The following is an 18,962-nucleotide window of genomic DNA, read 5'->3' on the forward strand; positions in this document are numbered from 1 at the left end:
CCTAGAACGGGCGGTCGCCGGTGACCGTCACGCGATGGCCGCTGCGCGTGTGGGGCCAGTAGTCCCACATGGCGCGATGCTGGGCGCAGCGATTGTCCCAGAAGGCGATCGAGTTCTCGCGCCAGCGGAAGCGGCACTGGAAGAGCGGATTCTCCATGTGCTGGTAGAGGTAGCGCAGGATCGCATCGCCCTCGTCGCGCGGCACGCCGATCAGCCGGCTGGTGAAGCCGGCATTGACGTAGAGGCACTTCCGGCCGGTCACCGGATGGGTGCGCACCACCGGATGCTCGGCGCGCGGATATTCGGCCTTGTCGGCCACGCCGATCGGCTTGAACAGGCCGCGATAGACCGGCTCGCCGTCGTGCAACGCCGTCATCCCGTCGAGATAGGCCTTCATGCGCTCCGAAAGCGCTTCGTAGGCGGCATACATGCTGGCGAACAGCGTGTCGCCGCCGCGCGGCGGGCAGGTCTTGATGTGGAGGATGGAGCCCATGGGCGGCTCGACCTCGCAGCTCACGTCGGTGTGCCAGCCTTCGCCGTTGGCGCGCGGGCTGTTCTTGTCGGAGTGGATGCGCATCATCTCCGGCATGCCCGGCTCGTGCGGCGCCGCCGGATGGACATGCAGGTCGCCGAACAGGCGGCCGAACGACATGTGCTGCTCCGGCGTCAGCACCTGGTCGCGGAAGAAGATCACGAGGTTCTCCGCGAGCGCGCGATGGATCTCGTCCTGCTGACGGTTGGACAAAGGTTTGCTGAGATCGACGCCGCCCAGCTCCGCGCCGATGATCGGGGTCAGCTTGTCGACGGTGATCGTCTCGTAGGGGGCGCTCTCATCGGCGTTGTGACGATAGCGCGGGCCGGCATTGGCGTTCAGTGAGCCTGACATGGGTATCTCCGTTGCCTATTCGTCGAGGGTGATCTTGTTTTCCTGGATCAGCTTCGACCAGACCTCGCCTTCGGTGGCGACGAACTGATCGAACTGTTCCGGCGTCCAGTCCTTGAGGACGACTCCGAGCTGCGCCGAGCGTTCGACCACGGCGTCGAACTTGGAAATCTTCCTCATGGCCGCGTTCAGCCTGTCGACGATCGGCTTCGGCGTTCCCGCCGGCGCGAACATCCCGTACCAGGCATCGAAGATGAAGCTCGGCAGGCCCGCTTCGGCCGTCGTGGGAATCCCGGGGAATGTGGGAAGGCGTGCCTCACTCGCCAGCGCGAGCGCCTTCACGTTGCCGTTGCGGATGTGAGATGCCAGCGACGGGGGGCTCATGACCGCCAGATCTACCTGCCCCGCCACGAGATCGGCGCTCACCGGTCCCGCACCCTTGTACGGGATGTGGACGAGGTCGATGCCGGCGGCCTTGTTGAGCAGCACGCCGCCGATGTGCGCCACCGAGCCCGGTCCGAAGGACGCGTAGTTCAACTTGCCGGGATTGGCCTTCGCGTAGGCGATGAAATCCTTGAGGTTATCGGCCGGCACCTTCTTGGCGATTACTATTAGCTGCGGCGCGATCGCGCCCATGGCGACACCCGTCAGGTCCTTGGGCGACCAGTTCAGGTTCTTGATCATCGCCGGATTGGCCGAATGGAAGGACGAGTACTGCATCAGCAGCGTGTAGCCATCCGGCTTGGCCTTCGCGACGAGCGCCGTGGCGATGTTGCCGTTCCCGCCGCCCTTGTTGTCGACGATGACCTGCTGGCCCAACTCCTTGGAAAGATGTTCGGCGAAGATGCGGCCCACGATGTCGGTGCCACCGCCCGGCGGCGCGGCGACCACCAGCGTGATCGGCCGGTCGGGATAGGCACCCTGCGCCTGCGAGCCCGGGCTCGCGATCATCGATCCGGCAGCGGCAGACGCGAGCGATAGGAGGTGGCGGCGCTTCATCCCTGGCTTCCTCTCTCGATCCGCCCCACGGCGGGTGCGGTTGACGAAGCGCTAGCACCGATCCACCCTATGCATGAAGTGCATTGTTTGCAGGTTTATTACTGAGGTTTTTGCACGAATGGACAAGCGGCTCCTCGAATCCTTCGTGGCCGTCTATCGGTCGGGGTCCCTTGTGGAGGCGGCCGAGCGTCTCAATATTTCGCAGTCGGCCCTGTCGCGCCGCATCACGGAATTGCAGCACCGGCTCGGCCTTGCCCTGTTCGAGCCGTCCGGGCGCGGCATGGTCGCGACCAGCGACGCGCACGATCTGTTGCCGCTGGCCTCGTCCGCTCTCGAAGGCATCGCCAGGCTCGAAGCCGCCGCCCGCGCCAACAGCGTCCAGCCCTCCGTCCAGATCACGGTCGCGGCGACGGCGCACACGATCGAGACCGTGGTGGCGCCAGGCATTGCCGACTTCGTGCGGGCCAAGCCGAACATCCGCATCGGCGTCATCGAGACAAACGGCGTCGAGATCGAGAATCTCGTGCTGAGCGGCGACGCGTCGATGGGCATCACCGGGCGCCCGCGTTACGACACGGGTCTCGTCGATCAGCAGATCGTGCGCCTCGACATCCTGGCGGCGTCGCCCCTGCCGTTCAGCGCGGGCGAGCGAAGGAGCGGTATCGATCTTCGGGCGCTGTGCGAACGCGACCTGCTGGTCCTGGACCGCGGGTACCAGTCGCGGCTGACCCTGGACGCGGCCCTTCGGCTGCTGTCGCTGTCGCCAAGCATTCGCCATGAAGGCGGTTCGGGAACGGTGATCCTGGCGCTGGCGCGGGCCGGCCTCGGCACGGCCGTCATACCGGCGACCACGCGCACCGACCTCCACACCGCCAAGATCATCGCCAACGGCATCGTCCTGGGCATGGACTTGGCCGCCATCTGGGATCCGGCGCTGCGCTGGCGTACCGAGGTCGAGCAGTTCGCCGACCGGCTCAGGGCCTCCTTCTCGCCGCGCAGTCGCTCACGACGCCGATGACGCGCGGCGTGACCGGATCGTCCGGGCAGCCCCTACCAGCAGCAACAGGCCCGCGATGGCGCCCAGCCCCACGATGACCGCATGCCGGCTGGCCCAGTCGGCGAGCCGCATCGACCAGGCCTCGCCCCGCTGTAGCCAGAAGGTGCGCGCCGCTTCGAAATCCGGTGGCGGACAAGCGGCCCCGAAGCTCTTGGCCCAGGGCTGATAGGCACCGGTCGCGACGTAACGGCGATAGATCCGGTCAGCGCGCGGCTGATCGTTGCCGGAGATGGCAAACCGCGCCGCCCAGCAGAGAGCGGCGGCATAAGCCTGCGATCGTTCAGGAAGGAGATCGGCGGCAGCGACGGCATGGTCGGACGCAATCAATCGATAGTGAAACCGGACATCGGGCTTCGGCGCGCTGGCCGCAAAGCGGCGCTGCTCGTCCGCCCCCAGCAGGGACGCGCTGCTGTAAGGCATGGGCGTGCCCTCCTCCGACGAACGCTGCCGGTCGGGAACGGGGCTCGTCTGTCCCACACCGGAGTCGAAGGAGCCGCCAAGAACCGCCTCGTCCGGCGGTCCTTCGGTGCCCATGATCTCCATGCCCCGCTTTCGGGCGAGCGTCGCTGCCGTGAACAGGGCTTCGGCTCGCGAGACGTTCTGCCAGGGCCATGCCGGCTGCGCCGCCTTGATCGCTTCGGCATAGGCACGCGCATCGACGGACGGCGGAGGCGAGTCCGGGTCCATCGGCATCGGTTTCGTCGAGAAGTAGGACTGCGCCTCCTGAAGACGCCCGTCGCGGACGAGTCGCCGCGCCAGCAGGTCGCGCAAGGAGGCGATCGGCGTCGAGACGAAGCCGTAACTGTCGTCCGGCCTCGATGCCTCGTCCCCATCTGCGGCCGGCAATCCGTCGACGAACGCCTTCAGTTCGTCGGTCGTCAGCACGCGCTCGGCGATGTAGGTGACATCGCCCCAGTAGGTGCGTGCGACCGGAAACAGCAGCCTCAGCGAATCCCCATACCGGCCCTCGCTCACAGTCATCACGGCCGTCTCTCCCCGCAGGCGAGTATTCGAGGCGTCATCGAGTTTGGCGGCGCCACCGGCACCGACCGCCGCATTCAGGGCAGCGGTCCAGTCGCGCACCGCCGCCGCACGATCGTTGCGCCGCAGGGCGAGCTTCGCGCGCACCCAGAGACCGAGGGGCCGCTCTGTCGTCACCGTCAGCTTTTCAGCGACGTCGTAGCGTGCCGCCTGATAGGCCAGGGCCGCCAAGCGGTCGAGATCGTCTCCAGCAGCGGGGATGGGTTGCGTGAGAACGGCATTGAACACAGATGTGACGGCCTGATCCTTCGGACCGGCAACGGAATCGTCGTAGATCGACGGCCCGTCGCGCGCGATCACGTAGGCGACCAGCAACTGCCGCACCAGCGGATCGGGCATGGCGCGGGCGAGCGCGTCACCGTTGGCGACCAGCAGACCGGCCACTTCGCGCAACGACAACAGCGCGACTTGCGATCCGTATGCCGCCTGCTCGACATAGAGACGGACAGCGCGTCCGATCAGCATGCTGACTTTGGCATAAGCGAAATCAGACGCCGGAACATTCCAGGGGACATCCAGCAGGCCTACCTGGACGAGATCGATCCTCGCCTCCTCGCCCAGGCTCGCAACCGCCAGACCCATCGGATCAGGCGCGCCCGCCTGCGCACGGTCGCGCACGGCCTGGAATGACTTGCGCGCCGCTTCGAACTGGCCTCTGAGCTGCTGGACCCGGCCCAGCATGTAGGCGGTCGCGACCGTCCGAATTCGTCGCAGCGCCGGTGGCAGGCGATCGATCGCCTCGAAATATTCGGTCGCCGTATCCAGACGGCCGGAGCGAAACTCGATCGCACCGGCGATATAGTCGAGGACCGCGACGGGGAGCCCTTCCCCCGCGATAAGCGCCTCCTTGCCGTTCTCTGCCCGGCGCGCCGCGTCGAGTTTCGCGAGCAGCCTGTCGACTGGCAGCGTCGCCCCTGCGGGAAGAATCGAAGCCCACGCGCCCGACCGCGCTTCCTCGCGTTCGGAAACGATGGCTTCGGGTTCGGCCTTAGCGCCGAACGTGTAGTCTGCGGTCCCGGTAAAGTGCCCCACCTCCACCACGACCAGCCTGTCGGCAGGCGCCGGCATGAGGCGCTTGATCTCGAAGGCGAAGCTGAGCCCGACCGGCTCGCTCACCGTTTCGGCACGGTCGTCGAAGAGCTGCCAGGGAAAGTTGGGGCCGCAGGCAAGGGCGACGCCGATGCTGGCAACGATTGCGAAGACAAGGAGTCCAAGTCTAGTTGACGACATGCAGTTGCCTTTCCGGCTGTACGCAGCGCGCCCAGCCGATCGTGCGTTTGGTCTGTGCCCGAAGCCGGCCGTTGCCGTTGCTTTCCAACACCCGCTGATCGGCCAGCCTGTCGGCGACCAACCTGAACCCATTGGCGCCATCGGCCGCCTGGCAGGCCGCGTCGAGACGGACCTGCGACGGCAGCCGTGCGTCCACCGAACCCTCGTTGGACAGGACCACATTCCACAGATCCGACTGCTCCGCCGGAACGAGGGCTGCGCTCACCTTTGCGGGCGAGAGCCGGTCGGTGACGACCGCGCGCCATGTCTTGAGGCTCCACGCACGGGTATCGGCCTCGGTCGGCAATCTAAACCAGACGACGCCGATCAATCCCGCCGGCGCGGAGCGTTGCAGCGCATGGAGAAGGCCGAGCACCGCTTCCGGCCGGGCATCCAGCACTTCGCCATCCTGCCCCGCGAGCAACGGCACTTCGCCTTCGACGCTGGCGAGGCGGCCGTTGCTACGCCAGGTCACGCGCACATCATAGGCGGGCAGCGCCACCCGGAACGGCCGACTGATGCGGCGGCCAAACTCCCGAACCCAGCGCTCGGCCTGGTCGGGATCGAACAGGCCGCGACGCGGATCGTCGATGGCGTGCACCTGCAGGACCACTTCGTCCAGGTCGGTGGCCAGATTTCCCAGAGCCGAGGATGACAGCCAGGTCGGCAGTGCCGTGATCGAGAGCGCGATCGATGACGGAAGGCGCGCGCGCAGCGCCGAGAGAAACTTCGCATAGGTCGCCAGCTTGGAGGTCGGGCAATCGTAGTCGATCTCGACGCCGGCGATCGACTGCAGAGTGTTTGGCGCCGACACCGTCGCGACAACGCGGTCGAGCAGCGCCACCATCCGGTCTTCGTCGAGCCGGCCGTCGATCCGGATCACGCTGATGACGGGGCGGCCGGTCGCGAGAATGTCGCTCCAGGGTACGGCAACCGTCGTCCAGCGGCCCGAGCGGTCGCCCTCGGCGAGAAGGATGCGCCAGCTGCGAATGATGTCGGCGGAACGTGAAGCGGCGGCGGTGACGGCAGGTGTCCAGATCCGCTGCCAGACATAGGCATCGTGCGGCAATGGCTCGGTTGTCGTGCGGATCGCCGACGTCGACGCCGACAGCCCCACCAGACACAGCAATATTGCTGTCAATGCACGCATGATGACCCTACGCGAGGCGTTCAGCCTCAGGTCCCCAGTCTACCCTTTCACGGCGCCGGCCGTCAGCCCCGACGACATGTAGCGGCGGAAAGCGTAGTAGATCGCCGCCGGCGGCAATGCGTAGAGGAAGCCCGCCGTCATCAGCAATTCCCACGGCGAATCGTCGGCCGAGAGGAAGTTGCCCAGCGCCACCGGCAAGGTGATCGCCGTGTCCTTCGACAGCAGCAGGAACGCATAGAGATATTCGTTCCAGGCGAGCAGCAGCGCATAGGTGCCGACGGCGATCAGCGACGGCACCATTAGCGGCAGGTAGATCAGGCGGAAGAGCTGGAACGGCGAGGCGCCGTCGATCATGGCGGCTTCGTCGAGTTCGACCGGCAGCTTGTCCGAGGCCTGGCGCAGGATCCAGATCGCGTAGGGCGAGGCGATGGTGGCCATCGCGATCACCAGCGCCCAGTCGTTGTTCAGCAGCCCGTACATGCCCATGGTCTTGTACATCGGCACCGCCAGGAACGCGGCGGGGATGAAATAGGTCAGCAGCGCGAGATTCATCACCGTGCGCCCGCCCTTCATGCGCAGACGGCTGATCGCGAAGGCCGCCGCCGTCGCGACGAACAGGGTGATCGCCGCCGTGCCGACCGAGATGACCACCGAGTTGAACATCTGCAGCCAGAAATGATTGAGGAAATGGTGCTTCTGGCCCAGCACCATCTCGAAATTGCGGAAGGTCGGGTTGGTCGGCCAGAGCTGGCCCGAGAAGGCCGCGTCCTTGGGCGAAATCGCGAACAGGAACATGTGGTAGATCGGGATCAGCGTCCACAGCAGCACCGGGATGCCGATCAGCAGCAATCCGGACTCGAAGCCGATGGTGCGCAGGAGCTTGCGCGGGCTCATCGCGAAAGACGCCGCATCATGAAGTAGACCAGCGGCAGAATCAGCGGCAACGCACAGACGATAGACGCCATGGCGAGCCCGACCTGGTCGAGTCGCAGGTAACGGATGCCGAGCGTGGCCAGCACATGCGTGAGGTCGGCGGGTCCGCCGCCCGTCAGCAGGTAGACGCTGTTGAAGTCGCCGACGGTGAAGATCATCGAGAGCAGGGTGCAGGTGACGTAGAGCGTGCTCATCGACGGCCAGGTGATGTAGCGGAAGCGATGCCAGGCGCCGGCGCCGTCGACCGAGGCCGCCTCGTAGAGCTCGCCCGGTATGGCCAGCCGGCCGGCCAGCAGGATCAGGGTCCAGAACGGCAACGACTTCCAGATGTGCACGAGCATCGAGAGCGTGAGGGCCAGCGCGGGATCGTTCAGCCAGTTCGGCCCATCCTCGGCCGTCAGTTTGAAGATGAGCTGGTTCACGACGCCCCACTCGGGATTGAGCATGAAGCGCACCGACAGGATGGTCGGGATCGACGGCACCGCCCAGGGCAGCACGAACAGCACGGCGAGCACCTTCACCCACCAGCGCTTGTGCGTGAAGAAGCCGGACAGGAACAACGCCAGCGCCATCTTCACGTTGATGGCGACGATCAGGAAGATGAAGGTGTTGATGACCGTCCGCAGGAAGATCGGATCGGCCGCAAGGTCGACATAGAGCTGCGGGCTGCGCGCCAGCCAGAAACTGTAGCCGACGGGAAACACCACGAAGCCGACGAAGATCGCGAGATAGGGCGCGACGAACAGCAGGCTCCAGGCCTGCCGCTCCGACAGCGCAAAGCCCGCCCACCGGGATTTCTCCCGGCGGGCCGCCGTGTCGATCGTGGTCGCCGTCATACGCGTACTCGCGAAAGCAGACTTACGAGTGAAAGGCTACTTGGCGACTTCCTTGATGCGGGCGATCAGCTCGTCGACGGCCTTCTCGACCGAGACCTTCTCGCTCACCACGCGGTTCATCGCCTTGGCCCACACATTCTCGTTGTTGAGGATGGTGAACTTGTAGTTCTTGGTGAACTCGAACGGCAGCGTGCCGGCCTTGAACTGGTCGTAGACCGCCTTGCGATGCTTGTCGGCTTGCCAGAACGGGCTCTCCTGGCTGGCCTTGGTCACCGGGAACCAGCGGCCGAGCGCACCTTCGACATAGGGGCGGAGGTTCTCTTCCTCGAGCAGGAACTTCAGGAACTCGCGCGCGCGCGGCTTGTTCTTGGAGTCCTGGAAGATCACGCCGACCTTGACCGCCGTGCGATAGACCATCGGCGTGCCGTCGGGCTTCTTGGGAAAGCCCGCGGTGGCGATCAGCTCGTCATAGGCCTTGCGGCCGGCGGCGCGCTGCTCGGGCGTGAGCTGCTCGTTGTTGGCATCGTCCAGCCACTTGGCGGCGATCGAGATCGTGTAGTTGTGCGTCATGATCGTCGTGCGATTGTGGAAGGCGACGTTGTTGTCGGGATCCTTCCAGGTCGTCGACGAGGGCGGCGAGCAGCCCTTGGTATAGACGTCGGTATAGTCGCGCAGGGCGGCGATCAGGCCTTCGCGCACCTTGGGATCGTCGACCAGCAGCTTGCCCGAATCGTCGACCAGCTTGACGTTGTAGGCGTCGACCCAGCTCAGGAACGACTGGAACGAGTCGGTCGATTCGACGCCCATCGGGCTGCCGATGCCGTAGACGCGGCTGCTGGTGGCCTTGCGGTAGGCCGGCTGGACCTTGTCGCACCAGAAGGACCAGTATTCCTTCCAGGTGCCGGGAATGTCGTTCTCCTTGAAGCCCGCCGTCGCCAGCATGTCCTTCCAGTACTGGATGTGCAGCGTCTGCTGCTTCAGGACGAAGCCGTAGAAGGCCTTCTTCTTGGCCTTGTCGTTGTAGAGGAGAGCCGTCTCGATGGTGACGGGCGCGAACCGGTCCTTGATCGGCTCGATGACGTCGGAGATGTCCTCGAGCTTGCCGTCGTAGGCCCACTTGCCCGCCACCTGCACGTCATAGGTGTCGGAATAGGCGATGTCCGGCGGTGAACCGGAGTCGAGGGCGGCGACCGTCTTGGGGATCATGTCCTGCACGGCGTACTGTGACAGGTCGACCTTCACGCCGGTCTTGGCCTCGAATTTCTTGATGGCGGCGAACAGCGCCTCGTCCTCGGACTTGTAGAAGCCCTTCACCCACCAGACGGTGAGCTTCTCCTGGGCAAAGCCCGGAACGGCCGAGAAGGCGATCGCCAGTGCCGCGGCACCCGCCAGAATCCGTCTCATGATTTCCTCGTTTTCTTAGTTGTCTGACAACTCGATTATCAGTCCGCTCTGCGGGAGTCGAGAAAAGACCTCAATGCCTGGGCGCATTGCACAGCGTGCGAGAAGGGCAGGCCATGACGTGACCGTCCGAAGATATTCAACTCGGCATCGGGCAGCCCCTTCAGCAGGTCGGCGATCACGCCCACCGGGATGAACGGACTGCCGTCGGGATGCAGCAGCAAGGTCGGACACCTGATGTCGGCCAGGCGCGGCGTCAGGTCGGCGCCGATCAACACACCGAGCGCATTCAGGATCGAGGCCCGCGACCACTTCTCCTGTTCGGTGGCGAACCAGGCAAGGCGTTCGGGCGACAACGCACCGTCATGGAAACGGTCGCGCAGGAAGGCGTCGGACCAGCCCTTCGAGCCGCCCTCGTCGAGCTGCCGCCGCCAGGCGTCTGCACGCTGGATCGAAGCGCCGAGATGGGCGCCGTTGCTGACAGTCAGCGTTGCGATCCTTGCCGGCCGGGAAAGCACCGCCGCCATTGCCACCGTCCCGCCGATCGATTCACCCACGAGGTGAAAGCGGGACAGCCCGGCCGCATCCGCCACGGCGAACAGGTCGTCGACCAGCAGGTCGAGCGACCATCTGAAATCCTCCGCTGGAATGTTCGAGCGGCCGTAGCCGCGCATGTCGAAGGTCACGAGCCGGTAGGCATCGGTCAGAGCCGGCCGCCAGCCCGCCCAGATCCAGGCGCTGGCGCCGATCCCGTGATGAAACAGGATCGGCAGGCGCGTCTCGCTCCACGGCGCCACCTGATCGACGATGTCGTAGTGAAGGGTCCCGTGCGCGGTGGCGGCGAAATGCATCGTCAGTCGGCGCGGATGCCCGCGCCCTTGATGACCTCTTCCCACTTCTTGCGATCGGCGATGATCGTCGCCTTGAATTCAGCCGGCGAACCGATGACCGAGTCCATGCCGTTCTCGACGAAGCGCTTCTGGACATCGGGCTTCGCCACCGCCGCCCGAAGGGCTTTGTTCCAGAGCTCGACCAGGTCAGCCGGCAGCCCCTTGGAGCCGAACACGCCAAACCAGTTCACCACCTCGAAGCCCGGCAGGAACTTCGATATCAGGGGCAGGTTGGGAAAGAGCGGCGAGGGCTTGGGCGAGCCGAAGGCGACCGGGATCAATCCGCCGCCGCCGATCTGGCCCAGGAACTCCGGCATGTTACCGAACATCATGTCGCAATTACCCGAGATCATGTCCTGGATGGCGGGCGCGCCGCCGCGATAGGGCACGTGCACCATGTTGATGCCGGCCATCTTCTTGAAGAGCTCGGCGGCGAGATGCTGCGAGGTGCCGTTACCCGCCGAAGCATAGGTGAGCTTGCCGGGGTTCTTCTTCGCGAAGTCGATGATCTCCGGAACCGTGCGGTACTGCATGTGCTTGCCGACGACCAGCATGTTGGTGACACCCGCGACGTTGGCGATCGGTGTCAGGTCGGTGTCGACGTTGATCGGCAGCTTCTGCCCAGGCATCACCGGCGAAACGCACATCGCCGCCATGGCGGCGAGGCCGATGGTGCGGCCGTCCGGCGTCGAGTTGGCCAGCGCCTCGTTGGCAATGAAGCCGCTGGCGCCGGTCTTGGTATCGACGATCACCTTCTGCCCGACTTCCGGCGTCAGGGCCTCCGCCATGATACGGCAGAGCAGATCGGCCGTGCCGCCGGGCGCGAAGCCGCAGAGAAAGCGGACGTCGCCTGAAATCTTCTGCGCCATGGCCGGCCAACCGGCCAGAGAACCGACCAGTGCCGCGGTGCCCGCGCTCGCGAAAGTTCTGCGTCGCATTTTTGTTTCCTCCCTGTGTTGCAAAAAGCCTAGCATACTTCTCGCATGAGCAAGCCCCTCCGCCGCGGCGTCCTCGCCGGCCTCGCCGCTCTGCCTCTGGCCTCGACGTGGACGCGGTCCCGCGCACAGTCACCTGACTTTCCCGACCGGCCGTTGCGCTTCATCGTGGGCTTCCCGCCCGGCGGCCCCAACGATCTGCTGGCGCGGCTGATCGCGCCCGGCATCGGCGAACGGATGAGTCGCACCGTCGTGGTCGAGAACAAGGCCGGCGCCAATGGTGAGATCGCGGCCAGCTTCACCGCCAAGAGCGCGCCCGACGGCGGCGTGTTCATGCTGGCATCCAACGGCTCGACCACCGTCGCGCCGGCGCTCGGCCGGACCCTCCCCTACGATATCCGCACCGACTTCATTGCCGTGGCACCCGTCGGCATCAATCCGATGCTGCTCGTCGTTCGCCCCGATCTCCAGGTCAACACCGTTGCCGAACTGCCGGACCTGGCGCGGGCGCATCAGGGAAAGCTGAACGGCGCCTCGGCCGGCGCCGGCGGTGCGACCCATCTGGCGCTCGAGCTTTTCAAGGTGATGAGCAGGCTCGACATCGTGCACGTCCCCTACAAAGGCGGGGGTCCGGCAATGGCCGACCTCATGGCGAGCCAGGTCGATCTGTATTTCGGCGGCCTCTCGACGGCGCTGCCTCACGTCAAAGCGGGAAAGATGCGCGGACTGGGACAGACCGGGCTCGTGCGGTCGGCCGCGGCCCCCAATATCCCGACCATCGCGGAGTCTGGGTTACCCGGCTACGAAGCCGCGATCTCCTATGGAGTCTTCCTGCCGGCCGGCGCACCGACGGCACTTGTCGAACGCCTGCACGCGGCCGTCGACGGCACGATCCGCGCGCCCGATATCGCGAAGAAATTCGTCGCGCTCGGGGCGGATCCGCAATTCGGATCGCCCGCGGAGTTCGCGGCCTATGTGTCCAACGACTTCGCCAAATGGGCCCGCCTCGCCAAGGAAGCGGGCCTCAAGGCGGAGTAACGTCTACTGGACGGACGAAAAGCCCGTCGGTGTCAGCATCTGCACCGAGACGTTCTCGACGATGGCGCCGTCCTTCTCGGTCTCGGCGCGCTTGGCCAGCCATTCCGGATCCGCCGCGAAGGCGTTCCACTTCTTCTCGCGGTCGGCAAGCGACTCCCAGGCGAGGAAGTAGGTCAGTTCCTGGTTCGACTCGCCGATCAGGGTCGTGAAGAAGCCGGCCTGCTTGATGCCGTGCCGCTCCCAGATCTTGAGCGTGATGGTGTTGAAGCGATTGAGCAGCGCCGGAAGACGGCCCGGCACGCACCTGTAGACCCGCATCTCGTAGATCATCGTCTCTCTCCCTAGAATTGCCCGCCGAAGCGCGGCACGAACCCATCGTCCTTGTGGTCGATGTGGCAGCTGAAGGGCGCCCCGAAGTGGCATGGCATCAGGCGCGCGCCGCTGCCGGCGCAATGTTCGAGCGCCTCGCGCCGGCTCTTGCGCGCGCCGGCACCGTCGGCGCAGGCAAAGCTGTTCCACTCGGGATGATAGACCTGCAGCGCATGGTGGAGGATGTCGCCGCAGAACAGCGCTTTCTCGCAGCGCGATTCGAACTTGATGGCGATCGTGCCCGGCGTATGTCCCGGTGCCGGCTCGACTTTCAGATTCTCGTCGAGCTGCGTCGCGTCGTCGACCATCTGCGTGAGGCCGGCCTCGACCACCGGCAGCACCGAGTCACGGAACGATCCGGCGTTGACCGGACCCGTCGCGGGGTCGCTGTCGAGCTTCAGATAGTGGTCGTAGTCGGTACGGCTGAATACGTACTTCGCATTCCTGAACGTCGGGACCCACCTGCCGTTCTCGAGGCGCGTGTTCCAACCGACATGGTCGACGTGAAGGTGCGTGCACATCACCATGTCGATCCCATCGGGCTCGACGCCGGCGGCCTTCAGCCGCTCGAGATACTTCGTCTCCATCAAATGCCATTTCGGCCGATGAGGACGCGACTTGTGATTGCCGACGCAGGTATCGATCAGGATGTTCTTGCCGCCGATTTTCAACAGCCAGCTATGGACGCTGAGCTTCAGGAAGGCGGAGGCTTCGTCGTAGTGCGCCGGCATCAGCCAGTCGCGGTGCCGCTCGACGACAGCGGGATCCCAATCCGGGAAGAAAGCCTTGGCGTCGAAGTTGGGTTCGTAGCTTTCCTCAATGCGCACGGCCGTTCCGGCGCCGAGCTTCACCTCGACCATGTCTGCCTCCCCTATTTGGCGGGGAGCTTAGCGTCGCGAGGCCGGTGCGGGAAAGTCGATCGTTTCGCTCGTACGTCGGAATCAGAAAGGCAGGCGCGCCGCATCGACACGCTCGACGTGCCAATGAGTGAGTGCCGCAATGGCAGCACCTCCGAGCGGCGCCGCGACGATCAGAGCGATGAAGTGAACACCAAGTGACCAGGGTTCGAACAGGCCTGGAGTGAGATACCCAACGGTCACGGTCGCCACGAAGAACAAGACGGCGAAACCAACGCCCCAGAGCAAGCCCCCCAAAGTGACGACGAGCGACGAAGCGGTCAACGAACGGCCGATGACATAACTCGCCCCGAAGGCGGCACCGGCGGCGACAAGCGCGGCAATCGTTTCCATCACGTCCTCCAATACGCTCTCGACTTGGGAGAAATCAGAGTCGACACTGCTGAGACACCTGCACTTTGAAACATTCAACCTCCGTCGAGAACCGACAAAAAACGCATGTCTGAATCTGCATTCGACTGGCTTTCCGCAGCGGAACTATCAAAACTCTTTGCGCGCGGGGAAGCGTCCCCCGTCGCTGTCGTCGATGCGATGCTGAAGCGTGCATCGAAGATGCAGCCTCATCTCAATGCGTTGGTGCTTGTTGATGAAGAAGGTGCGCAAGCCGCTGCAAAGGCGGCAGAATCGCGCTGGCACAAAGGCCAACCACTGTCGCCCTTCGATGGCATTCCGACGACGATCAAGGATACGACGAACGTCAAAGGCTGGCCCACGCGCTATGGATCGCATTCCACAGATGAGACTTCGGCTCACGACAACGCTGTAGTGGTTGACAGGTTCCTTGCAGCGGGAATGATCATTCTTGGCAAATCCACCACGCCCGAATTCGGCTGGAAGGCACTGACCGACTCGCCCTTGCAGGGCACCACGCGCAGCCCGTGGAATCTCTCCCACTCTCCCGGCGGCTCCTCGGGCGGCGCTTCCGCGCTCACTGCGGCCGGAATCAATCCGTTCAACCACGGCAACGATGGCGGCGGTTCGATCCGCATTCCCGCCAGCCATACGGGCCTGGTCGGCCTTAAGCCCTCCTACGGTCGCATCCCGCAGTTCCCCGCCGATTCACCGTTCGCCGACGTCATCAGCCAGGGCGTACTGGCGCGCACGGTGCTCGACACGGCGCTGGCCTTGAACATCACGGCCGGTCCCGATCCGCGCGACTGGCGCTCGCTGCCGGCGGATGCGCGAGACTACACGGTCGGCCTCGACGCCGGCGTGCGTGGATGGAAGATTGGCCTCAGCCTCGACCTCGGCCATGTGCAAGCCGATCCGGAAGTGCGCGAGCTCGTCACCGCAGCGGCGAAGCGCTTCGAGGAGCTCGGTGCTCATGTCGAGGAAGTCGGGCCGATGTTCGAGCCGCTGCAGGAGCATTTCGAACCGCTGTGGATCGGCAGCTTCGCCACCCGCTTCCGGCAGATTCCGACCCAGCTTCACGACAAGCTCGATCCCGGCCTGCGCGCCCTGATGGAAAAAGGCCTGGCGATAACGCTCGCCGACTATGCCAGGGCCTTCGAGGCGCGGAGCAGGCTCTCACGAGAGCTCGCGCTCTGGCATCGCAAGTACGACCTGCTGCTCGCGCCCGTAGCACCGACGGCCGCCCCTCCGGTGGATACGCTCTACAATTCGCAGGCTTTCCCGCGCTGGACCAAGGGAGCGCCCTACACGCTGCCCTGCAACCTCACCGGCCAGCCGGCAGCTTCGATGCCCGCGGGTCTCACCAAGGCCGGGCTTCCCGTCGGCATCCAGATCATCGGCCCGCCCCGCGCGGACGAGGTCGTTCTGCGGGCCATGCGCGCCTACGAAGGCGCGAGCGACTGGGCATGGCCGCAGCCGAAGGTGCTGGAGACGTTGAAAGCTTTGTGACGTCGAAGCGCCGTCAGACGGCGTTCGAAACCTTGTTCGGCGTTGGGCGAACGACGCGCAACGCGATGACGAGGACCCGGTAGCCGAGAAAGCCGGCACACAGGGCACTGGCTGCCGCGACGTAGCCGGGCGTGATCAAGGCGTCTCCGAGCATCGAGGAAACGAAATCTATGACGGACAGGGCGGCGAGAATGATCGCTGCAATGAGACCGTCCACTGTCGCCGGCAGTGAAACAAGGCCTGCGTCCTTGTTCGACTGAAGGGTCAGCATCCATCCGCGGATGCGGCCGATCAACGATCCCAATGCGAAGGCCGCGACCCAGAGGATGTCGAAGAGGACGCTCGAGTCGAACACCCCGGCGAGCAGCATCAACGTCGCCATCAGCGCGAAGCCTCCCGGCAGGGCCACGCGACCCAGCGTCGTGACGCCGCCGCGCGACTGCGCCGCCATCGTCCAGAGGCAGAGGGCGGCAAAAAGGAGCGTAAGCCCGTTCGACAGGCTCAAAGTCGAAACCATTTAGGAAGCAAACGACACGGCACGACGCGAGTAAAGCGCTGAGGCTGCACAGACACTGTCGGCATCACGCTTTTACAACTAAAGCCCACGGGAAATTGACTGGGCCTCACAAGGCGTGAAGGCGAGGATAAAGCCGTCAAATCGCTGAAAATTCAGGGGGAAAACGACATGACTATCCAATCGAGGTATGGGGCGGTGGCCGCGACGCTGCTTGCCGTGACTATTTCGGCCACGTCGTCGCAGGCCCAGCAGCCGCCACCCCAATTCCCCAACATGACGTTCTTCATCACCAGCGCGGGCGGCCCACAGGGCGCCAACTATGGCGGTCTAGAGGGTGCCGACCGGCATTGCCAGACGCTCGCCACCAAGGCCGGCGCCGGCAGCAAAACCTGGCGCGCCTACCTCAGCACGCAGGCAGTCGGCGGCGCGACCGCGGTCAATGCCAGGGACCGCATCGGCAAGGGTCCCTGGGTGAATCCCAACGGCGTGCAGATCGCGGCCAGCGTCGAAGATCTTCACTCGGCCAACAACAAGCTCACCGCCGAAACAAGCGTCGCCGAAACCGGCAAGCTGATCCCCAGCCGGCTCTACACGGTGAACCAGCACGACATCCTGACCGGCACTCAGGCGGACGGCACCGCCTTCCCGCCGGACAAGGACATGACCTGCGGCAACTGGACGAAAAATGGAGAAGGCAGCGCCATGGTCGGTCACACCGATCGCATGGGACTGCGCGACGATGCGCCCTCCAAGTCATGGAACACGTCTCATCCATCGCGCGGCTGCGACCTGCCTGCCCTGGTGACGACGGGCGGCGTCGGCCTGCTCTATTGCTTCGCCGCCAACTGACGAAGACTTATAGTCAAACGACAGCGGCGCCGGTTTTACCGGCGCCGCTGCTTGACCTTTGGTTCGCGAGATCAGGCGTCGGCTTTGACGCCGGCCGTGGTGATCACCTTCTCCCACTTGTCGATCTCGCTTTGCAGGAACTTGCCCGTATCCTCCGGCGTCGCGCCGACGGGGATCACGGCCTGCTCGGCTAGCCGCTTGCGCAGCGCCTCGTCCTTCACCGCCTTCGAGACCTCGGCCGACACCTTGTCGACGATCTCCTTGGGCGTGCCGGCCGGCGCAAGGAACATCACCCAGGTCGCCGATTCGATCAGCGGACCGCCCGCCTCCACGATGGTCGGCACTTCCTCGACACCCGGCACGCGGTCCTTCGACAGCATGGCGAGAGCGCGAATCTTGCCGGCGCGGACCTGCGCCATCACGCCGATCGGCGCATCGATCAGCAGCTGGATGTTGCCCGAGGCGAGGTCGGCCAGTGCCGGCGCCGTCCCCTTGTAGGGCACGTGCTCCATCTGGATGCCGGTCACCTGCTTCATCAGCTCGCTTGTGAGATGCGCGGCGGCACCGACGCCCGACGAGCCGTACGAAAGCTTGCCGGGGTTCGCCTTGGCGTAGGCGATCAGCTCGGCCACGTTCTTCACCGGCAGGCCGTTGGTGACACAGATGATGAGCGGCGCGACGCCGACCAGCGACACCGGCGCAAAGCCCGAGACCGGATCGAACTTGAGCTTGCCGGCATAGAGGGTCTTGTTGGCGGCATGCGCGGCGATCACCGTCAGGAAGGTGTAGCCGTCCGGGGCGGCGTTCGCGACGATCTCGGCCCCGATCAGCGAGTTGGCACCGGGCTTGTTGTCGACCACGAAGGTCTGGCCGACATTCATCTTCTCGAGCGTGAGCCGTGTCGTCACGTCGGTGAGGCCACCGGCCGTATAGGGCACGACCCAGCGGATCGGCTTGTTGGGCCATGACTGGGCGCGCGCAGCACCCGGCATCAAGGCAGCCGCCGCCGTTGCCGCGAGCGCCGTGCGGCGATTGATCTTCTTCATGTGTTTTCCTTCTTCCCTGTCTGTTTTCAGTCCAGATCAAGACCGTTCATGCCGGCATTCTTGCGCGCCTTCCTGGCGATCTCGCCCAGCACCTTGCCGGCCTGCACCGGATCCATGATCTGGTCGACCGTCGGGCCCTTATGCCAGCCCTCGGCGACGGCGAAAATGCCATTCCCGGCCTGGAAAACGCGGCCCGTCACCTCACGGCTGTCCTCGCTCACCAGCCAGGTCGCGACCGGGGCGATCCACTTCGGGTCGCGGCGCTTCTTGTCCTCTTCCGAGTATTCGCGCAGGTCCTCGGTCATGCGCGTGAAGGCCGAAGGCGAGATCGAATTCACGGTGACGCCATAGCGCGCAAGTTCGCGGGCGGCGATGATGGTGAAGGAGGCGATACCGGCCTTGGCCGCGCCGTAGTTGGTCTGGCCGATATTGCCGTAGATGCCCGAAACCGAGGTGGTGGTGATGATGCGTGCGTCGACCGGGCCGCCCTTCAGCTTGGCCTGGTCCCGCCAGTAGGCCGCCGCATGGCGGGCCGGCGCGAAAGTGCCCTTCAGGTGCACCTTGATGACGGCGTCCCACTCGTCCTCGCTCATGTTGACGAGCATGCGGTCGCGCAGGATACCGGCGTTGAGCACGATGGCGTCGAGCTTGCCGAACGCCTCGACCGCCTGGTCGATCATGTGCTTGGCGCCGTTCCAGTCGGAGACATCATCGCCGTTGGCCACGGCCTCGCCGCCCATCGCCTTGATCTCGTTCACGACCTGCTGCGCCGGGCCCACGTCGTTGCCCTTGCCGGCCCGGTCGCCGCCCAGGTCGTTCACGACCACCTTGGCGCCATGTTCGGCCAGCATCAGGCAATGTTCCCGGCCGACGCCGCGGGCGCCGCCCGTCACGATCGCAACCCGTCCTTCGCACAATCTCGCCATTGCTCCCTCCCGTCTTTTGCGTGTCTGAACCCTATCGTCCTGGGCT

19 protein-coding genes are annotated in these 18,962 nt (G+C 65.1%); 4 read left to right on the forward strand and 15 right to left on the reverse strand.

All coding sequences use genetic code 11. The annotated features are described in order from the left end of the window. Nucleotide 1: 1 nt before the first annotated feature. Together ACQY78_RS10805 and ACQY78_RS10810 are read right to left on the reverse strand one after the other, a co-directional pair. Nucleotides 2-886: a TauD/TfdA dioxygenase family protein gene (locus ACQY78_RS10805; protein WP_428685450.1), complete on the reverse strand. Its 885-nt coding sequence runs from the start codon at nucleotides 884-886 to the stop codon at nucleotides 2-4. Nucleotides 887-901: 15 nt separating this feature from the next. Then, entirely contained in the window at nucleotides 902-1,882 is a 981-nt protein-coding gene (locus ACQY78_RS10810; RefSeq protein ID WP_428685452.1) for a Bug family tripartite tricarboxylate transporter substrate binding protein, read from the reverse strand. A gap of 118 nt (nucleotides 1,883-2,000) precedes the next feature. Here ACQY78_RS10810 and ACQY78_RS10815 point away from each other — a divergent pair, with 118 nt between their 5' ends. Next, nucleotides 2,001-2,900 carry a LysR family transcriptional regulator gene (locus tag ACQY78_RS10815; protein ID WP_428685454.1) on the forward strand — a complete coding sequence of 300 codons (900 nt, stop codon included), beginning with the start codon at nucleotides 2,001-2,003 and terminating at the stop codon, nucleotides 2,898-2,900. Here the strand turns inward: ACQY78_RS10815 and ACQY78_RS10820 are convergent. The 7 genes from ACQY78_RS10820 to ACQY78_RS10850 all read right to left on the reverse strand — a co-directional run bounded on the left by ACQY78_RS10820 (nucleotide 2,886) and on the right by ACQY78_RS10850 (nucleotide 11,397). After that, a complete protein-coding gene (locus tag ACQY78_RS10820; protein WP_428685456.1) occupies nucleotides 2,886-5,096 on the reverse strand; it encodes a hypothetical protein in 2,211 nt (736 codons plus the stop codon). The genes ACQY78_RS10815 and ACQY78_RS10820 overlap by 15 nt on opposite strands. Before the next feature lie 100 nt (nucleotides 5,097-5,196). Continuing rightward, entirely contained in the window at nucleotides 5,197-6,399 is a 1,203-nt protein-coding gene (locus ACQY78_RS10825; protein WP_428685458.1) for a DUF3142 domain-containing protein, read from the reverse strand. Between the two features lie 39 nt (nucleotides 6,400-6,438). Continuing rightward, entirely contained in the window at nucleotides 6,439-7,293 is an 855-nt protein-coding gene (locus ACQY78_RS10830) for a carbohydrate ABC transporter permease (RefSeq protein WP_428685460.1), read from the reverse strand. Beyond that, the gene (locus ACQY78_RS10835; protein ID WP_428685462.1) at nucleotides 7,290-8,168 is read right to left on the reverse strand and encodes a carbohydrate ABC transporter permease; all 879 of its coding nucleotides are present in this window, start codon (nucleotides 8,166-8,168) and stop codon (nucleotides 7,290-7,292) included. Before ACQY78_RS10835 ends, ACQY78_RS10830 begins: the two co-directional genes overlap by 4 nt. 36 nt (nucleotides 8,169-8,204) lie before the next feature. Further along, nucleotides 8,205-9,572 carry an ABC transporter substrate-binding protein gene (locus tag ACQY78_RS10840; RefSeq protein WP_428685464.1) on the reverse strand — a complete coding sequence of 456 codons (1,368 nt, stop codon included), beginning with the start codon at nucleotides 9,570-9,572 and terminating at the stop codon, nucleotides 8,205-8,207. 38 nt (nucleotides 9,573-9,610) lie between these two features. Continuing rightward, a complete protein-coding gene (locus ACQY78_RS10845) occupies nucleotides 9,611-10,420 on the reverse strand; it encodes an alpha/beta fold hydrolase (RefSeq protein WP_428685466.1) in 810 nt (269 codons plus the stop codon). Nucleotides 10,421-10,422: 2 nt separating this feature from the next. Further along, a complete protein-coding gene (locus tag ACQY78_RS10850; protein ID WP_428685468.1) occupies nucleotides 10,423-11,397 on the reverse strand; it encodes a Bug family tripartite tricarboxylate transporter substrate binding protein in 975 nt (324 codons plus the stop codon). 45 nt (nucleotides 11,398-11,442) lie between these two features. Between ACQY78_RS10850 and ACQY78_RS10855 the strand changes: the two genes are divergently transcribed. Then, on the forward strand, nucleotides 11,443-12,432 hold the full coding sequence (locus tag ACQY78_RS10855) for a Bug family tripartite tricarboxylate transporter substrate binding protein (RefSeq protein WP_428685470.1): 990 nt from the start codon (nucleotides 11,443-11,445) through the stop codon (nucleotides 12,430-12,432). Nucleotides 12,433-12,435: 3 nt separating this feature from the next. Here the strand turns inward: ACQY78_RS10855 and ACQY78_RS10860 are convergent, their stop codons facing one another. The 3 genes from ACQY78_RS10860 to ACQY78_RS10870 all read right to left on the reverse strand — a co-directional run bounded on the left by ACQY78_RS10860 (nucleotide 12,436) and on the right by ACQY78_RS10870 (nucleotide 14,051). Next, nucleotides 12,436-12,762, reverse strand: coding sequence for an NIPSNAP family protein (locus ACQY78_RS10860; RefSeq protein WP_295139782.1), 327 nt, complete (start codon nucleotides 12,760-12,762; stop codon nucleotides 12,436-12,438). Between the two features lie 11 nt (nucleotides 12,763-12,773). Then, a complete protein-coding gene (locus ACQY78_RS10865) occupies nucleotides 12,774-13,661 on the reverse strand; it encodes an MBL fold metallo-hydrolase (RefSeq protein WP_428685472.1) in 888 nt (295 codons plus the stop codon). A gap of 81 nt (nucleotides 13,662-13,742) precedes the next feature. Further along, complete coding sequence (locus tag ACQY78_RS10870) at nucleotides 13,743-14,051, reverse strand: hypothetical protein (RefSeq protein WP_428685474.1); 309 nt, start codon at nucleotides 14,049-14,051, stop codon at nucleotides 13,743-13,745. Nucleotides 14,052-14,156: 105 nt separating this feature from the next. Here ACQY78_RS10870 and ACQY78_RS10875 point away from each other — a divergent pair, with 105 nt between their 5' ends. Further along, nucleotides 14,157-15,578, forward strand: a complete 1,422-nt coding sequence (locus ACQY78_RS10875; RefSeq protein WP_428685476.1) for an amidase — start codon at nucleotides 14,157-14,159, stop codon at nucleotides 15,576-15,578. 13 nt (nucleotides 15,579-15,591) lie between these two features. Here the strand turns inward: ACQY78_RS10875 and ACQY78_RS10880 are convergent, their stop codons facing one another. After that, entirely contained in the window at nucleotides 15,592-16,095 is a 504-nt protein-coding gene (locus ACQY78_RS10880) for a hypothetical protein (RefSeq protein ID WP_428685478.1), read from the reverse strand. Between the two features lie 168 nt (nucleotides 16,096-16,263). Between ACQY78_RS10880 and ACQY78_RS10885 the strand changes: the two genes are divergently transcribed. Continuing rightward, the gene (locus ACQY78_RS10885) at nucleotides 16,264-16,944 is read left to right on the forward strand and encodes a lectin (RefSeq protein ID WP_428685480.1); all 681 of its coding nucleotides are present in this window, start codon (nucleotides 16,264-16,266) and stop codon (nucleotides 16,942-16,944) included. 71 nt (nucleotides 16,945-17,015) lie between these two features. On the opposite strand, the gene ACQY78_RS10890 is transcribed toward ACQY78_RS10885, so the two are convergent. Together ACQY78_RS10890 and ACQY78_RS10895 are read right to left on the reverse strand one after the other, a co-directional pair. Then, nucleotides 17,016-17,990, reverse strand: a complete 975-nt coding sequence (locus ACQY78_RS10890; protein WP_428685482.1) for a Bug family tripartite tricarboxylate transporter substrate binding protein — start codon at nucleotides 17,988-17,990, stop codon at nucleotides 17,016-17,018. A 26-nt stretch (nucleotides 17,991-18,016) separates the two neighbouring features. Beyond that, complete coding sequence (locus tag ACQY78_RS10895; protein ID WP_428685484.1) at nucleotides 18,017-18,916, reverse strand: SDR family NAD(P)-dependent oxidoreductase; 900 nt, start codon at nucleotides 18,914-18,916, stop codon at nucleotides 18,017-18,019. Nucleotides 18,917-18,962 lie beyond the last annotated feature (46 nt).

The organism is Reyranella sp., assembly GCF_965279625.1.
Lineage (GTDB): Bacteria > Pseudomonadota > Alphaproteobacteria > Reyranellales > Reyranellaceae > Reyranella.

Excerpts from the sequence above, each read along its gene's own strand:
- ACQY78_RS10805 (WP_428685450.1), bottom strand. The coding sequence starts at position 886 with ATGTCAGGCTCACTGAACGCCAATGCCGGCCCGCGCTATCGTCACAAC.
- ACQY78_RS10810 (WP_428685452.1), bottom strand. The coding sequence starts at position 1,882 with ATGAAGCGCCGCCACCTCCTATCGCTCGCGTCTGCCGCTGCCGGATCG.
- ACQY78_RS10815 (WP_428685454.1), top strand. The coding sequence starts at position 2,001 with ATGGACAAGCGGCTCCTCGAATCCTTCGTGGCCGTCTATCGGTCGGGG.
- ACQY78_RS10825 (WP_428685458.1), bottom strand. The coding sequence starts at position 6,399 with ATGCGTGCATTGACAGCAATATTGCTGTGTCTGGTGGGGCTGTCGGCG.
- ACQY78_RS10830 (WP_428685460.1), bottom strand. The coding sequence starts at position 7,293 with ATGAGCCCGCGCAAGCTCCTGCGCACCATCGGCTTCGAGTCCGGATTG.
- ACQY78_RS10835 (WP_428685462.1), bottom strand. The coding sequence starts at position 8,168 with ATGACGGCGACCACGATCGACACGGCGGCCCGCCGGGAGAAATCCCGG.
- ACQY78_RS10840 (WP_428685464.1), bottom strand. The coding sequence starts at position 9,572 with ATGAGACGGATTCTGGCGGGTGCCGCGGCACTGGCGATCGCCTTCTCG.
- ACQY78_RS10845 (WP_428685466.1), bottom strand. The coding sequence starts at position 10,420 with ATGCATTTCGCCGCCACCGCGCACGGGACCCTTCACTACGACATCGTC.
- ACQY78_RS10850 (WP_428685468.1), bottom strand. The coding sequence starts at position 11,397 with ATGCGACGCAGAACTTTCGCGAGCGCGGGCACCGCGGCACTGGTCGGT.
- ACQY78_RS10855 (WP_428685470.1), top strand. The coding sequence starts at position 11,443 with ATGAGCAAGCCCCTCCGCCGCGGCGTCCTCGCCGGCCTCGCCGCTCTG.
- ACQY78_RS10860 (WP_295139782.1), bottom strand. The coding sequence starts at position 12,762 with ATGATCTACGAGATGCGGGTCTACAGGTGCGTGCCGGGCCGTCTTCCG.
- ACQY78_RS10865 (WP_428685472.1), bottom strand. The coding sequence starts at position 13,661 with ATGGTCGAGGTGAAGCTCGGCGCCGGAACGGCCGTGCGCATTGAGGAA.
- ACQY78_RS10870 (WP_428685474.1), bottom strand. The coding sequence starts at position 14,051 with ATGGAAACGATTGCCGCGCTTGTCGCCGCCGGTGCCGCCTTCGGGGCG.
- ACQY78_RS10875 (WP_428685476.1), top strand. The coding sequence starts at position 14,157 with ATGTCTGAATCTGCATTCGACTGGCTTTCCGCAGCGGAACTATCAAAA.
- ACQY78_RS10880 (WP_428685478.1), bottom strand. The coding sequence starts at position 16,095 with ATGGTTTCGACTTTGAGCCTGTCGAACGGGCTTACGCTCCTTTTTGCC.
- ACQY78_RS10885 (WP_428685480.1), top strand. The coding sequence starts at position 16,264 with ATGACTATCCAATCGAGGTATGGGGCGGTGGCCGCGACGCTGCTTGCC.
- ACQY78_RS10890 (WP_428685482.1), bottom strand. The coding sequence starts at position 17,990 with ATGAAGAAGATCAATCGCCGCACGGCGCTCGCGGCAACGGCGGCGGCT.
- ACQY78_RS10895 (WP_428685484.1), bottom strand. The coding sequence starts at position 18,916 with ATGGCGAGATTGTGCGAAGGACGGGTTGCGATCGTGACGGGCGGCGCC.